Raw genomic sequence first — 13,529 nt, 5'->3', positions numbered from 1 at the left:
TTGGCCCCGAATACGGCGGTTTCCCGCTTCCTCGGGGCGTGTGCAGCCTGAATAATCCGACACCTGCCGGCGCAGATCGGCAATCGAAGGGGAGAGCCGTGGATGGGGGGTGTTGATTTCTGGGCCGAGCTGACCAGCCGGCCCGATTTCTGGGGGTTCATCAGCATCCCGATCGTCGCCGCCGTCGTGACCTGGGCCCATGTCTGGATGGCCATGCAGATGGTCTTCTATCCGGTGCATTTCGTCGGCGTTCTCGACCCCTTCCTCGGCTGGCAGGGCATCGTGCCGCGCAAGGCGCGCAAGATGTCGAACATCCTCGTCGACAAGACGCTGGCCAAGATCGGCACCCTCAGCGACTTCATGCGCAAGATGGAGCCGGAGCGCATTTCCGAACATGTCGCCAAGGCGGTCGAGGTCCGGATCGAGGATTACGTCGACGATCTGATGTCCGAGCAGAGCCCGGTCCTTTGGGCCAATCTGCCGCGCGTGGTGCGCAACCGCGTCTACAACCATGCGCGCAGTCAATTGTCCAAGGTCATGGGCAAGCTGATGGACGACATCATCGACAATGCCGAGGATCTGGTCGACGTGCGCGAGATGATCGGCAATCAGGTGGAGGCCGACCGCCACCTGGTGGTGCGCATGTTCATGGAGGTCGGCAACAAGGAACTGGCCTTCGTCATCCGTGTCAGCTTCTTCATCGGGCTCGCCTTCGGCGTCCTGCAGATGATCCTGTTCTATTTCATCCCGGCCCATTGGATGCTGCCGGCCTATGCAGCCGTGCTCGGCTTCCTGACCAATTGGATCGCGCTGTCCATGGTGTTCCGGCCGCTGCACCCGGTCCGCTTCGGGCCCTGGCGCTTCCAGGGCGTGTTCCTGCGCCGCCAGAACGAGATCGCCGACAAATTCGCCGATCTGGCCGCGACCGAAATGCTGACCATCGGCCGCATCACGCGGGAAATCCTGGTCGGCAGGCAGGCCCACAAGACCGGCCTCCTGATCAAGAAGCATCTCTCGCCCATGCTGGAGGCGCCAGTGGTGCGCACCACCCTGCAACTCGCCATGGGGCCGGACGGCTATGCCGGCCTGAAGAGCTCGATCGCCAAGAAGTCGACGGCGATGGCCCTCGACCCCCTCGAGGAGGAAGCCTTCAACAAGGACCGCGCCAAGTTCCTGTCCAAATTCCTGGCCGAACGCACGCGCGCCCTCTCGGCCGAGGAGTTCCAGGATCTGCTGCGCCCGGCGTTTCAGGAGGATGAATGGATCTTCTTCGTGCTCGGCGCCATCACCGGCTTCCTCGCCGGTTCGCTGCAGCTCGCCCTAGGTTTCCAGTAGGGGAGCCCCGATGGGGATCGGGCTCCGATAGGGAACACGATCCCGCGAAAGGACAATGTGCCTTTCCCCGAATGGACGTTAGCCCCTTGAGTTGTGATCGTACTTTAGCCACTGTGGGCTAGCGCATTGAAGACAGGGGAATGATGCCGGCAGCGGCGGCAACCATGGGCCATGATGGGCGATCGGGGCCGACGGCGTCTGTCCGCGCAGGCTATACCCTGCGCGACCTGCTGATCTTTGCCTTCTACAGTTGGCGCACCATCGTCGTCGCCGCGCTCGTGCCCCTGCTGATCGGCGGCGCCGCGGCGATCACGGCCAAGAAATACTATAATTCGACCGGCCTTCTTCTCGTCCTGGTCTCGCGCGAGCACAGCGGCAGCGACGGCGTCGGCACCACCGGGCCGGCCGTGGTCTCGGTCGAGGGCCTGAATCTCGTGCAGTCCGAGGCCGAGATCGTGATGTCGGACGGCGTACTGAAACGCGCGCTGCGCAAGGTCGGCTATGAGGTTCTCTATCCGGAAGTGGCCAAGCGCCGGCTGTTCGGCCTGCTGCCGCCCGTGCCGGTGGACGAGCGCCAGCAGCGCGCCGTCGAACTGCTGCGCAAGGATCTGAAGGCGGAGGTGCGCGAGGAGAGCAGCATCGTCCGCGTCACCTATCGCCACGTCGATCCCCGCCTGTCGGCGGAAATGGCGACCGCCGTCATCACCGCCTATCAGGAGCACCGGCGCAGCGTCTACGACGTGCCGCGCTCGCCCCTCCTGACCGAGGAAATGGCGCGCTTCAGCACCGACCTGCAGGAGATCGACGAGCAGATCCGCGACACCAAGCAGCGCTACGGCATCCTGGACATCGACCAGGACATCAACATGGCGGTCAATCAGGCCGACATCCTGCTGCAGCGAAAGCGCCAGGCACAGGAAAGACTGGCCACCGTCAGCACCCAGGCGGACCAGACCCAGGAGCGCATCACGCAGCTTCCGGAAAAACTGTTCGATTTCCGCGAGATCACCAACGAGATCACCAACGACGAGGACAAGAACCTGCTGACCAAGCTGGAGCAGGATCTGCTCAGCCTGCGGCAGAACTACGGTCCCAACTATCCGGGCACCAAATTGGTGCAGGACAAGATCGACCGGCTGAAGGCCTCGATCGCGGCCAAGGCGGCGCCGCAATACTACTCCCAGCGCGAGGTTCGCAACCCGACCCTCGACTACATGCAGTCGCGCCTCTTTGAACTGCGGGTGGAGCGCGACGCGCTGAACAACCAGATCATCGAGCTGGAGCGCCTGCACCAGGAGGCGATCGCGCGCATCGACATGCTGCGCGAGGCCCAGCTCATCCTCCATCAGCTCGAACGCTCGCGCACCGTTCAGGAAGACATCTACAAGGAATATGCGCTGCGCACCGAGGCGGTGAAGATGGACGAGAAGGCGGCCCAGGAACGCTCGTCGAACGTCCGCGTGGTCGAACTGCCGGACGTGCCCGTGACCGGCACCACCATGGCCTGGAGCTTCCTCGCCGCCAGCATCTTCGGCTCGATCATGATGGGCCTCGCGGGCGGGCTCGCCGCCAATTGGAACCGCCAGGTCTTCCTGCTGCCGAGCGAGGCGGAGAAGCGCCTCGACCTGCCCGCGCTCGCCAGCTTCATGATGGGCAAGCCGAAGCCCGGCGACCGCGCCTCGGACGAGGAACTCAGCTTCCTCGCCTCGCAGATCCTCGACACGCGGATCGGCGACCGCGGCATGAACACCGTGCAGATGCTGCCGATCAGCGCCGACGACGGCGACATCGCCGTGATCGCCGGGCTGCTCGCCGAATGCGCCGACCGGCGCGGGCTGCGCGCCCTTCTGGTCGACCTGTCGGATGGTTCGACGGTCGCCCGCGGTCTCGGCGTGCGCGGCGCTGTGGAGCCGGAAGGCGAGGTGGGCGGCAATAAATTCGCCGCCGTGCCGGGGCGTCCCGGCGTCTATCACCTGATCGATCCCCTGCACGGCGCCGTGTTCGACATGCGCTGTTCGCTGCGCGAAGCGGTCGAAAACATCGCCGACCTGCGCGACAATTTCGGTATCGTGCTGGTCGTCTCGTCCACCCTGGCACGCAGCCATACCGGCCGCCGGGTCGCCGCCGTGGTCGATGCCACGGTTCTGATGATGCGGGCCGAAGTCACCCGCAGCCCGGCGGCGACCTGGACGCGGGAGGCGGTGCTCGACGCCGGCGGCGATCTTCTCGGCTTCGTCATGACGGGGCGCAGGTTCCACATTCCGTCCAGGATCTACAAATGGCTCTGATCCGCTTCCGCCGCCGCCCGTCCCTGCCGGTCCTTATGGCCGGCCTGTGGCTGCTGGCCGGCTGCACCGGCCAGGAGATCTACATCCAGGAAGACATGCAGGCGCCCGCCATGTTCACCCCCTGGGTGGATGCCAAGCCGGTCTATCGCATCGGCCCCGGCGACGAGCTGGATGTGAAATATCTTGTCACGCCCGACATGGACGAATCCCTGGTGGTCAGCCCCGACGGCAACGTCGGCCTGCGCGCCACGGGCCAGATCGAGGTGGGCGGCCTGACGCCGAAGGAGGCGGAGGACAAGATCCGCGTCGCCTCCGCACGCTATCTGGCGGAACCCATCGTGTCGGTCCAGGTCACCAAGTATGCCTCGTCCCGCATCTTCATCGGCGGTATGGTGTCGGTGCCCGGGGTCTACGGTATCTACGGGCCGGTCAGCATGCTGGAAGCCGTGGTCAATGCCGGCGGTTTCCGTGAAGAGGCGCGGGCGGACGAAGTCGTCCTGATCCGCCGCGATCCCCAGGGCAAGCCGATGATGCGTACCGTCGACCTGCAGAATTTCATCCAGCGCCTCGATCCGCGCGACGACGTCAAGGTTTTCGCCGGGGACGTGATCTTCGTGCCACGCAGCCTGGCGGGCGAGGTCGGCCATTGGGTGGAGCAATACATCGACAACGTGCTGCCGCTCGACCCCAGCTTCGACTACACCATCAACCGTACCTACACGACGGGTACCGGCCGGACATTGCCCCCCCTATGACGACCGATACGACGCCCTATCCGACCTACGACTTCCTGGGCCTGAACCTGATGCCGCTGGACGTGGCGGCAAGCGCCGCCGCCATCGTGGCGCGGGCCCCGGACGCTCCCTTCGCCTATGTCAGCACGTCCAACGCGCAGCATGTCGTCTGGATGGACCGGGGTGTCATCCCGGGCCTGCGCCGGGCCCATCTGAAGGCCTGGTTGCGCACCAACGACAGCCGCGTGCTGCGCCTGATCGGCAGCGTGCTGTTCGGTCGCCGCGACATGCCGGTGACCTGCGGCAGCGATCTGACCGTCGACCTGCTGAAACACCACATCGGCGCGGACGACACGATCTCGGTGATCGGCGGCGACGACGTCCTCGCCACGGAGCTGCGCCGCCAGTTCCGTTTTGCCGCCCTGCATCAGTTCCAGCCGCCCATGGGGCTGCTGAAGGATCCCGGCGCGCGGGCCGCCTGCGTCGACTTCATCGTCGCTCATCCGGCGCGCTACGTCTTCATCGCCTGCGGCTATCCGCAGTCGGAACTGATCGCGCTCGAGACCCTGGAGCGGGGCGGGGCGGTCGGCACCGGGCTGTGCATCGGCAGTTCGCTCCACTTCGCCACCGGCCTCGTCGACCGGGCGCCGCTCTGGATGCAGCGCCTGACCCTCGAATGGCTGCACCGGCTTGTCATCAACCCGCGCCGCCAGATCCGCCGCATCTTCTATGATTCGGCGCCCATGCTGTGGATCGCGGTGAAGACCCGGCTGGGCCTGCGCGGCCACGCGGTGCGCGCCCTCGACGGTCCCGGCCGGGGGGCATGAGCGAGCGCGCGGTTCCGGACGGCTATCGGCGCGGCCGCGTCCTGCGGCCGCACCGGGCACAGCCGGCCCGCGCTCCCGACATGGAAACGCCCGAAATCCCGATTCCCGGGACCCTGGAGGGCCCGCGCGCGGCGGTGGACAGTCTGGGCAAGACCCTGGTGCTGCTCGTGGTGCTGCCCATGTTCGGGCAGACCTTCCACTACATCTTCGACGTGGCGCCGCTCTATTTCCTGTCCAAGGGCTGGCCGGGGCTGACCGCGCCGCTGGTCCTGATCGCGCTCTCGAGGGCGCGCCTGCCGGCGACGCCGCTGTTCCTTTTCATGCTGGCCTATGTGCTGGCGGTGACGCCGCTGCTCTCCATGATCAATCTCGGCAACGGCGTGTTCGATGCCCTGGCGACCACCGCCAAGGCCCTGCCGATGACCTATTATTTCTCGTTCTCGGCGCTGCTTCTCCTGCTGCGGCCGTCGCGCGCCACGGTGGAGCGGCTGCTCTTCGGTCTCGGCATCGCCACCTTCGTGATCATGCTGCTGCTCTGGCTCGTGGTGCCGGCCGGCTGGTACGCCAACGACATGATCTCGAGCAAGCTCTTCGTCCTCGACGAGGAGCGGGGATTCCGCATCTTCATGCCGATGTTCTTCGGCAACATGTTCCTGTTCCTCTGCGTGCGCTATGCCATGGCCCACGCGCGCCGGCGCTGGCTGCTGGGGGTCGCCTTCGCCTGCCTGCTGCTCGACGTCTGGATCTTCAAGCAGCGCACGGCGATCGGCTGCGCCTTCCTGGTCATGGGGCTCGGCGTGGTCGGGGGCCTGCCGAAGGGGTTGCGCGGCCTCGCCTGGACCACAGGGCTCGCGCTTGCCGCGACCCTCGTCTTCGTCATCGTCTCCGGCGCCCTGACCGAGGGCTTCACCAATACCTTCGGCGGTTCGCTGACGGTGCGGCAGAATTCCATGGCGCTCGCGGTCGACTATCTGATCGCCGATCCCCTGCGCCTCATCTTCGGCATCGGCTCGATCACGCGCTTCAGCACCGTGACCATGTTCGACCTCTTCGGTTACAAGCACTTCTATCTGGCGGACCTGGGCTGGCCGGGCGTGCTGTTCGAATATGGCGCCATCGGCTCGGCGCTGATCATCGCGACCTCCGTGGTCTCGCTGCGGGTGACCCACAAGAACGCCGGCACGGGCGATCCGCTGCTCCTCGCGCTCCACGACATGGTCCTTTACTGTATCCTCATCACCGTCGTCTATTCGATCATGTTCACACCGGGCGAGCCGGCGACGGCCACCGCCCTGTCCATCTACCTCTACAGGCTGCGCCAGGACCAGCTGCGCCAGGACCAGTTGCGCCGGGATCAGGCGCGCCGGACGGTGCCGCAGCCGACCTGACCGGGTCCATGGACCGCAAGGAGAGATCATGCTTCGTCGCATCAGGAAGCTGCTGACCCATCCGGGGTTCCGCGCCGATCCGTTGGGCACCCTGTTCCGGGCCGGCGTTTGGTTCTTCTGCGTGCTGTTCCGCAAGAGCCCGGTATTTCGCATCGCACCCGGCGGCGGCCGGCTGCGGGTGCCGCCGGATCTGCGCTATACCTCGGTCTCGGCCTTCCTGATGCGCGACTGGACGGAGCCGGAGCTCCATTTCCTCGACCGCCTGCTCGGCCCGGGCGACACGTTCGTCGACGCCGGCGCCAATATCGGCATCTACACGCTGCGCGGCGCGCCCCTGGTCGGGCAGCAGGGCATCGTCGTCGCGGTGGAGCCGGGCGCCGTGGCCTTTGCCGCGCTCACCGCCAATCTGGCGCTGAACCCCGAATTCACCCAGGTGCGGCCGCTGAAGAAGGCGCTTTCCGACAGCGAGGGCGAGGCGGTGCTGCACCACATCGAGATCGGCAATGATCCCCAGGCCTTCTCCCTGCTGACCGACGGTTCGGACACCGAGAGCGAGAAGGTGGCGCTGACCACGCTCGACGCGGTGGCGGCCGAATTCGGCTTCCAGAGCCTCGCCTGCGTCAAGATGGACGTCGAGGGGGCGGAGCCGATGCTGATCGCCGGCGGCCGGCAGACCATCGAACGCTTCAAGCCGATCGTCCTGTTCGAGATCAACACCAGCCTGCTCGAGCGCAAGGGCGATGCCACCGACGATGCCTTCGGCGCCCTGGTCGCGCTGGGTTACGAGATCTTCCGCTGGACCATGGATGGCCGCCTCGACAAGGTGGACAGCCTGCCCGACGCCTGGGGCAATCTGGTCGCCGTCCATCCGCAGGGCCAATTGCCGCGCCGCCCCTGATCCCGGGCCGCGGCAGGATGGGCCCGGTCAGTAGGCGTCCTTGCCGAACATGCCGGCGACCAGGGTGCGCACCATGATCTTGATGTCGAGCCAGAGCGACCAGTTCTCGATGTAGAAGATGTCGTAGGCGACGACCCGCTTCGCCTTGTCGACCGTGGTGATGGTGCCGCGCCCGCCGTTGATCTGGGCCCAGCCCGTAATCCCCGGCTTCACACGGCAGCGATAGGCGTATTCGCGCACGGCCTCGAGATAGGTGTGATTGCCGATCAGCATGTTCGGCACATGGGGCCGGGGGCCGACGATCGACATGTCACCGCGCAGCACGTTCATGAGCTGCGGCAGTTCGTCGATGCTGGACCGGCGCAGGAACTTGCCGATGCGGGTGATGCGCGGATTGTCCCGCGTGGTGCCGCGCGTGCCGTCGTCATTGGGATCGACGGTCATGGTACGGAACTTGAAGCAGTCGAAATTCTTGTTGTTGAAGCCGACGCGCGGCTGGCGGAACAGCACCGGCCCCGGCGAATCGAGCTTGATCGCGATCGCGACCGCGAGCAGCAGGGGCGACGCCAGCAGCAGGCCGAGGGCGGCGACCGCCTTGTCTTCGGCGATCTTGAGAAGCCCCTGGCTGCCCTTCAGCGGCCGATGCGCGACCTGAAGGGAGGGCATGCCCGCGACGCGCACGACGTTCGAGAAGTTCAGGCGGAAATCGTCGCCTTCGAAGGGGATGAGCACGTCGGCGGAAAAGCCCTGCAGGCGTTCCAGCATCTGCTGGATGCGGATCGCGGCGGTCCAGGGCAGGGCGATGACCACCATGTCGACCCGGCCGTCGCGTACCGCCTCGCGCAGGTCGTCCACCGTGCCCGTCACCGCGACGCCGGCCACCGTCTCGGGCCGGCGGTCGGGGCCCCGGTCGTCGTAGATGCCGACCAGTTCGTAGGTATTGTGCTGGCTCGGGTCGATCAGGCTCTGGACCATCTCGTTGGTGCGGTCGATGACACCGATGATCGCCACCCGGCGGCGCAGGAGGGCGTTGCGAAAGGCGCGGGCGACCAGCACGCGGGCGATCATGCGATGGCCGAAGAGGAACAGCGCCATCCACATTTCCCAGGCCAGGAACGGTGCCGGCTGCGCGAAGGCCGCCGGCATGAAGATGACGATCAGGAAGGCGGCGGCCAGTGTCGACAGCGCCAGCGCGACCAGGGGTTCCACCATGGTGCGGACGGCGTTGCGGTAATGCTCCACCCGATAGGCGTTCATTTCCATGACGGCGCGATTGAACAGCGCCAGGACCAGGGCGAGCAGGAACAGGCTCTGGAGGATGTTGAGGGGAACCGGCTCGGGCCAGGCCAGGGTCCAGGAGAATGCCGATGCCGCCGTCAGCGCGACGAGATCACCGAGCCGGACCAGGCGATTGATCAGACCGTGGGTCCAGACGATCATGGGCAACGCCCCCTGCGTGCCGCGCAAAACATCATACCGAGACTACCCCCTGTGCTCTCGGCCAAGTGGGCCCGCTTATACGGATTCGGTCAAGCACCGGCGCGGCCGAATCGGTCCCGAAAGCGGGGAATTGGGCCATATCACGGGGGCCAGCAGGTGATCGGCGCGCCCAGGTGCTTGGTCTTGCCGTTGCGCGACTGGAATTCGATGCGGGGGACATCCTTCCACACGGGGTCGCTGCGCTGGGGGCAGAAATCCAGCATGGCACCCGACGGGTTGCCCCGCCATCCCTCGGGAATGGTCACCAGGAGGCGGAAGCCATAGCTGAGACGCACCGGGTCATCGCACCACCACCCGTTGGGCACGCGGTCGCGACAATAGGCGCGCAGATTGGCCAGGGGGTCGACCGGCGGCTCGAGATTGTAGCGCGCCCGCGCCTCGCCGTCTTCCGGCCGTTCCTGATACTGGGCGGCGGCGGGCCGGGCGACGAGGGCACCGAACAGCAGCAGGGCGACGCCCCATGTGCGCCGGCGGCGGCGCATCCTGTCGACAGGCGGTAGGGGGACGGGGCGGGCCATGGCGCGATCCTGCCACAAAGCGGCGGCCGCCAGAAGCAGGGTCTCTCGGGATGGGGTCTCTCGACGGCGGCCCGGCGGCCCCCTAGTCTGTCGTCCTGCCCGATGTTCCCGCGGGCGAGAGCCGGAGGCGCAGCCGATGCAACGTGTCACGATCACGCTCGACGACGGCCTGATCGAAGAAATCGACCGCTTCATGTCGACGCGGCAATATGCCACCCGCTCGGAAGCGGTGCGCGACCTCCTGCGCGCCGGCCTCGCCGAAAGCAGCGAGGGCGCGGCCGGACCGGCGGCGGACGGGGATCGCGCCTGCGTCGCCGCCCTGGTCTATGTCTTCGATCACGACCGCCGGGACCTCGCCAACCGCCTGACCCATGCCCATCACGATCACCACGACATGTCGCTGGCGACGACCCATGTCCATCTGAACAGCGATCAATGCCTGGAGGTCGCTCTGCTGCGCGGCAAGGCGGGCGAAATCCGCCATTTCGCCGACCACCTGACGGCGGAGCGCGGCGTGCGCCACGGCCGCCTGGTGGTGGTGCCCCTGGACGAGGCGGAGGCGTCGGCGCCCGCCCAGCACCACCACGACTGACGGCGGCCGTCGGCTCAGGCGGCGCGGGCGGCCTCGCGCCGGATCCAGGCGACGATCTGATCGGCCGACATGGCGCCGGAAACCTGGGCCACGCGCTTGCCGCCGGCGAAGATCATCATGGTCGGAATGCTGCGGATGCCGAGGCGGCCGGCGATTTCCGGCTCCGCCTCGCTGTTCAGCTTGATCAGGCGGACCTCGGGTTCGAGTTCGCGCGCCGCCGCCTCGAAGGCCGGCGCCATCATGCGGCACGGCCCGCACCAGGGCGCCCAGACGTCGACCACCACCGGATGGGCGCTGCGCGCCAAGTGGCGTTCGAAGGCGGCGCCGGCGACATCCGCCGGATGGCCGTCGAACAGCGCGCCCTTGCAATGGCCGCAGCGGCCCTCGGCGGCCGGCCTGTCGCTCGGCAGGCGGTTGACGGTGGCGCAATGGGGACAGACGGTGAGCCGGTCGGCGGCACGGGCGGCGGGCATGGCGCATCTCCAAGGGACCGGCGCGGCACGCCGGCGGGCGGGATCGGTTTAGTCCATATATGGGATGTGGAATGCGCGGCGCGAGGGGCGGCCAGTTTGCAAAGTACATAACCGCCAAAAAAAAGCCCGCCGTTCGAGGGCCAGGGTGAACGGCGGGCTATCGAGTGAGGCCGCGTCCTGACGGAAACCCGTGGTTGAACCGGGCGGGCACCACCAGACGTTGCGCTGCGGCCATTCCGACTAAGCAAGCGGAGGAGAGATCGCTTCGCCCATCGGCGTGCCCGCATATGAAGCCGATTCTTCTTTGGATGCCATTCGACCTTGGTATGAGCAAAGTTGACGCAGGGGAATCCTCGCCCTCGGCGAATGGGAGAACAACCGCTGGCGCATTGCGGAAGGGCCTATTACCCTTGGCCGCGTGCTCGGGAATCGGGAGCCGACGATGGCGCAGAGCATTGAATTTCTTGCCGCCCTGACCAGCCGTATCCAGGTCCATGCGCTCGACGTGCCGGACTTCTACGGCCTCTTCAAATACGGTGTTGACCAGGCCCAGACCACCGAGGGCATCGTGGTCATCGCCGGTATCGTGGTCGGGGCCTGGGCCCTGCTGCGGTTGTTCCGCTGATCCCGAATTCAGCGCGGCGGGATCGAATAGGTTCCGGTCGCATGGGCGACCATTTCGGGGTCGCCGTCGGAATAGAGCGCGACTTCACCCACCACCAGGCGGCTGCCGAACTTCAGCGACCGGCATTCGCCGAAGAGGTCGCGGGGGCCGGGCTTGCGCAGGAAGTTGATGTTCAGATTGGTCGTCACCGCCAGCGCCACGGGACCGAGGGTGCCGAGAATCATGGCATAGAGCGCGCAATCCGCGAGCTGGAACATGGACGGGCCCGACACGGTGCCGCCCGGGCGCAAGTGGCGCGCGTCGAAGGGCAGGCGGCAGCGCGAGGTGCCGGGGCCGATCGCCTCGATCCTGATGTGCATCGCCTGTTCGAAGACCTTGTCGAGAAAGCTTTGAACTTCTTCCGTGGTCATTACGGCTTGGGCCGGCAGCGCCATGGTTCCTCCCGTCATTCTGTGCCGCGACAAGATAGGCGGCGACTGCGACGGCGACCAGACTTGCACTTGCATGGCGCCATGGCATAAGCACGCAGCATGATTCTGACCGAAGTCGATCCGGGCCAGGTGCCGGCGCTGGCCGCCGCCTTCGATGCCCATCTCGCGCGTGAGGCGCCCTGGGCCCGCGCGGCTTTCGCGCGCATCATCGAAAGTGCCGCGTCGATCGTCGCGGGCGTCGATACGCCGGAACACCGGGCCCAGGCGGTCGGCCTTGCCCATGCCTTCGGGATCGAGACCCTGGACGAGGAACCCCAGGCCGCCTTCTCCTGGGACGGTCGCGTGCTCCGCGCCCGCTCGGAGGCGAGCGTGATCGTCCATGAAGTGACCCATTATCTGGTCGCGCCGCCGGAACGCCGCCATACCCTAGACTTCGGCCTGGGTGCCGGGCCCGAGACCGGCCGCGTGGCCGAGGCGGACGCCGCCGCCAGCACCGATTTCGCCACCCGCGAGAGGGAAGAGACCCTGGCTTCCCTGCTCGGAGTGCTGTGGGAAGTCGAATTGGGCCAGCCGGGGATCCTCGCCTTCCTCGAGCAGAATTGGCTGGAAGGCGCCCATCGCCCCTCGGCCGCGCGCCATTTCGCCCGTTTCCTCCGCCTGCTGGTCGACGCCGGCCTTGCCGCCGAGGATGGGCGGCCGACCGGGCCGGACGGACCGTCCCGTTTCGCCGCCGCTTGAGTTGCGGCCGGACGCGCCCGCATGATGGCGGGGTCAGTCGAGGGAGAGTGCGCATGTCCGATCCGGCGCCGGGAAGAAAGACGTCCGAAGTGATCGAGAAGGCCGAGGCCGCGCTGGCGGCGAGCACATCGCCCGACGCGGCCCTCGATCCCGGCGAGGCGGCGACGGTCGCGGGCATCAAGGCGTCTCTCGACCTGACCGACAGTGCCGCCGTGCTCCAGTTCGGCAACAAAGTCCAGAACGGCATCGCCGATTTCGCAGACGGTATCCTGAAAACGGTGATGGCCAAGGATTCGGGCATGGTGGGCGAGACCCTGTCCGATCTTCTCATGAAGGTGAGGGGGCTGGACGCCGAAGCCCTGTCGCGGAAGCCCGGCTTCCTCGACCGCCTGTTCGGCTCCGCCAAGGCGGAGATCGGCAAGTTCCTCGGGCGGTACGAGGCGGTCTCGGGCCAGATCGACCGCATCGTCCTGAAGCTGGAGGAAGCGAAGGACGGGCTGATGCGCGACGTCGTCATGCTCGACATGCTGTTCGAACGGAACCTCGAGAATTTCAGGTTCCTCAACCTGCACATCAGGGCGGGGGAGGAAGTGCTGGCGGAAACCCGCGACAGCCTGCTGCCGGCGCTTTCGGCCGCCGCCGCCGATCCGGATCCGACCCTGGCGCAGATCAATGCCCAGAAGCTGCGCGATGCGCGCCAGGCCCTCGACCGCTTCGAGAAGAAGCTCCACGACCTGCGCCTGTCGAAGACCATCACCCTGCAGACCATGCCGCAGATTCGCCTGATCCAGTCGAACGACACGGTCCTGGTCGAGAAGATCCAGTCCTCCATCCTGAACACCATCCCGATCTGGAAGAACCAGATGGTGATCGCCATTTCGATCGCGCGGGCCCGGGGCGCCCTGGAACTCCAGCGCGCGGTGACCGACACCACCAACGAGATGCTGCGGAAGAACGCCCGCATGCTGAAGGAAGGCACCGTCGGCATCGCCGAGGAGACGGAGCGCGGCCTGGTCGACGTCGAGACCCTGCAGGAGGTGAATAGGGATCTCATCGCCACCATCGACGACGTGCTGCGCATCCAGGCCGAGGGGCGGCGCAAGCGCCAGGCGGCGGAAGGCCAGCTCGCCCGGATCGAGACCGAGCTGAAAGCCCGGCTGACCAAGGCGTGAGCGGGCGGTT

Annotated in this window: 14 protein-coding genes; 10 read left to right on the top strand and 4 right to left on the bottom strand. The window is 66.8% G+C overall.

What is annotated here, in order from left to right; all coding sequences use genetic code 11:
• Positions 1–102: 102 nt before the first annotated feature.
• The 6 genes from L2U69_RS05540 to L2U69_RS05515 all read left to right on the top strand — a co-directional run bounded on the left by L2U69_RS05540 (position 103) and on the right by L2U69_RS05515 (position 7,470).
• Positions 103–1,335, top strand: coding sequence for a DUF445 domain-containing protein (locus tag L2U69_RS05540; protein WP_236105561.1), 1,233 nt, complete (start codon positions 103–105; stop codon positions 1,333–1,335).
• 140 nt (positions 1,336–1,475) lie between these two features.
• Positions 1,476–3,623 (top strand): GumC family protein, encoded by a 2,148-nt coding sequence (locus L2U69_RS05535; RefSeq protein WP_236105559.1) that lies wholly within the window; start codon positions 1,476–1,478, stop codon positions 3,621–3,623.
• Positions 3,614–4,378: a polysaccharide biosynthesis/export family protein gene (locus L2U69_RS05530; RefSeq protein WP_236105557.1), complete on the top strand. Its 765-nt coding sequence runs from the start codon at positions 3,614–3,616 to the stop codon at positions 4,376–4,378. Before L2U69_RS05535 ends, L2U69_RS05530 begins: the two co-directional genes overlap by 10 nt.
• Positions 4,375–5,184 carry a WecB/TagA/CpsF family glycosyltransferase gene (locus L2U69_RS05525; protein ID WP_236105556.1) on the top strand — a complete coding sequence of 270 codons (810 nt, stop codon included), beginning with the start codon at positions 4,375–4,377 and terminating at the stop codon, positions 5,182–5,184. The genes L2U69_RS05530 and L2U69_RS05525 overlap by 4 nt, the downstream gene beginning before the upstream one ends.
• The gene (locus L2U69_RS05520; protein ID WP_236105554.1) at positions 5,181–6,572 is read left to right on the top strand and encodes a hypothetical protein; all 1,392 of its coding nucleotides are present in this window, start codon (positions 5,181–5,183) and stop codon (positions 6,570–6,572) included. Before L2U69_RS05525 ends, L2U69_RS05520 begins: the two co-directional genes overlap by 4 nt.
• Positions 6,573–6,600: 28 nt before the next feature.
• Complete coding sequence (locus L2U69_RS05515) at positions 6,601–7,470, top strand: FkbM family methyltransferase (protein ID WP_236105552.1); 870 nt, start codon at positions 6,601–6,603, stop codon at positions 7,468–7,470.
• 27 nt (positions 7,471–7,497) lie between these two features.
• Here the strand turns inward: L2U69_RS05515 and L2U69_RS05510 are convergent, their stop codons facing one another.
• Positions 7,498–8,910 (bottom strand): undecaprenyl-phosphate glucose phosphotransferase, encoded by a 1,413-nt coding sequence (locus L2U69_RS05510; protein WP_236105550.1) that lies wholly within the window; start codon positions 8,908–8,910, stop codon positions 7,498–7,500.
• A gap of 140 nt (positions 8,911–9,050) precedes the next feature.
• Positions 9,051–9,488, bottom strand: a complete 438-nt coding sequence (locus tag L2U69_RS05505; RefSeq protein ID WP_236105543.1) for a hypothetical protein — start codon at positions 9,486–9,488, stop codon at positions 9,051–9,053.
• Between the two features lie 136 nt (positions 9,489–9,624).
• Between L2U69_RS05505 and nikR the strand changes: the two genes are divergently transcribed.
• Complete coding sequence (gene nikR / locus L2U69_RS05500; RefSeq protein WP_236105542.1) at positions 9,625–10,080, top strand: nickel-responsive transcriptional regulator NikR; 456 nt, start codon at positions 9,625–9,627, stop codon at positions 10,078–10,080.
• 14 nt (positions 10,081–10,094) lie between these two features.
• Here the strand turns inward: nikR and trxC are convergent, their stop codons facing one another.
• Positions 10,095–10,553 carry a thioredoxin TrxC gene (gene trxC / locus L2U69_RS05495; protein ID WP_236105541.1) on the bottom strand — a complete coding sequence of 153 codons (459 nt, stop codon included), beginning with the start codon at positions 10,551–10,553 and terminating at the stop codon, positions 10,095–10,097.
• A 442-nt stretch (positions 10,554–10,995) separates the two neighbouring features.
• On the opposite strand from trxC, the gene L2U69_RS05490 reads away from it, so the two are divergent.
• Positions 10,996–11,178 (top strand): hypothetical protein, encoded by a 183-nt coding sequence (locus L2U69_RS05490; protein ID WP_236105540.1) that lies wholly within the window; start codon positions 10,996–10,998, stop codon positions 11,176–11,178.
• Positions 11,179–11,186: 8 nt separating this feature from the next.
• Here the strand turns inward: L2U69_RS05490 and L2U69_RS05485 are convergent, their stop codons facing one another.
• A complete protein-coding gene (locus L2U69_RS05485; RefSeq protein ID WP_236105539.1) occupies positions 11,187–11,588 on the bottom strand; it encodes a PaaI family thioesterase in 402 nt (133 codons plus the stop codon).
• Positions 11,589–11,708: 120 nt separating this feature from the next.
• Here L2U69_RS05485 and L2U69_RS05480 point away from each other — a divergent pair, with 120 nt between their 5' ends.
• Together L2U69_RS05480 and L2U69_RS05475 are read left to right on the top strand one after the other, a co-directional pair.
• Positions 11,709–12,347, top strand: a complete 639-nt coding sequence (locus L2U69_RS05480) for a hypothetical protein (RefSeq protein WP_236105538.1) — start codon at positions 11,709–11,711, stop codon at positions 12,345–12,347.
• A gap of 53 nt (positions 12,348–12,400) precedes the next feature.
• Complete coding sequence (locus tag L2U69_RS05475) at positions 12,401–13,519, top strand: toxic anion resistance protein (protein ID WP_236105537.1); 1,119 nt, start codon at positions 12,401–12,403, stop codon at positions 13,517–13,519.
• Positions 13,520–13,529: the final 10 nt, after the last annotated feature.

Origin of the sequence: Zavarzinia marina (genome assembly GCF_021568905.1) — a bacterium.
In the GTDB taxonomy this organism is placed as follows: domain Bacteria; phylum Pseudomonadota; class Alphaproteobacteria; order Zavarziniales; family Zavarziniaceae; genus Zavarzinia; species Zavarzinia marina.
This window is presented reverse-complemented; position numbering and strand designations above follow the sequence as displayed.

Bases quoted from the DNA above. Each gene is read 5' to 3' on its own strand.
- L2U69_RS05540 (WP_236105561.1), top strand. From the start codon at position 103: ATGGGGGGTGTTGATTTCTGGGCCGAGCTGACCAGCCGGCCCGATTTC.
- L2U69_RS05535 (WP_236105559.1), top strand. From the start codon at position 1,476: ATGATGCCGGCAGCGGCGGCAACCATGGGCCATGATGGGCGATCGGGG.
- L2U69_RS05530 (WP_236105557.1), top strand. From the start codon at position 3,614: ATGGCTCTGATCCGCTTCCGCCGCCGCCCGTCCCTGCCGGTCCTTATG.
- L2U69_RS05525 (WP_236105556.1), top strand. From the start codon at position 4,375: ATGACGACCGATACGACGCCCTATCCGACCTACGACTTCCTGGGCCTG.
- L2U69_RS05520 (WP_236105554.1), top strand. From the start codon at position 5,181: ATGAGCGAGCGCGCGGTTCCGGACGGCTATCGGCGCGGCCGCGTCCTG.
- L2U69_RS05515 (WP_236105552.1), top strand. From the start codon at position 6,601: ATGCTTCGTCGCATCAGGAAGCTGCTGACCCATCCGGGGTTCCGCGCC.
- L2U69_RS05510 (WP_236105550.1), bottom strand. From the start codon at position 8,910: ATGATCGTCTGGACCCACGGTCTGATCAATCGCCTGGTCCGGCTCGGT.
- L2U69_RS05505 (WP_236105543.1), bottom strand. From the start codon at position 9,488: ATGGCCCGCCCCGTCCCCCTACCGCCTGTCGACAGGATGCGCCGCCGC.
- nikR (WP_236105542.1), top strand. From the start codon at position 9,625: ATGCAACGTGTCACGATCACGCTCGACGACGGCCTGATCGAAGAAATC.
- trxC (WP_236105541.1), bottom strand. From the start codon at position 10,553: ATGCCCGCCGCCCGTGCCGCCGACCGGCTCACCGTCTGTCCCCATTGC.
- L2U69_RS05490 (WP_236105540.1), top strand. From the start codon at position 10,996: ATGGCGCAGAGCATTGAATTTCTTGCCGCCCTGACCAGCCGTATCCAG.
- L2U69_RS05485 (WP_236105539.1), bottom strand. From the start codon at position 11,588: ATGACCACGGAAGAAGTTCAAAGCTTTCTCGACAAGGTCTTCGAACAG.
- L2U69_RS05480 (WP_236105538.1), top strand. From the start codon at position 11,709: ATGATTCTGACCGAAGTCGATCCGGGCCAGGTGCCGGCGCTGGCCGCC.
- L2U69_RS05475 (WP_236105537.1), top strand. From the start codon at position 12,401: ATGTCCGATCCGGCGCCGGGAAGAAAGACGTCCGAAGTGATCGAGAAG.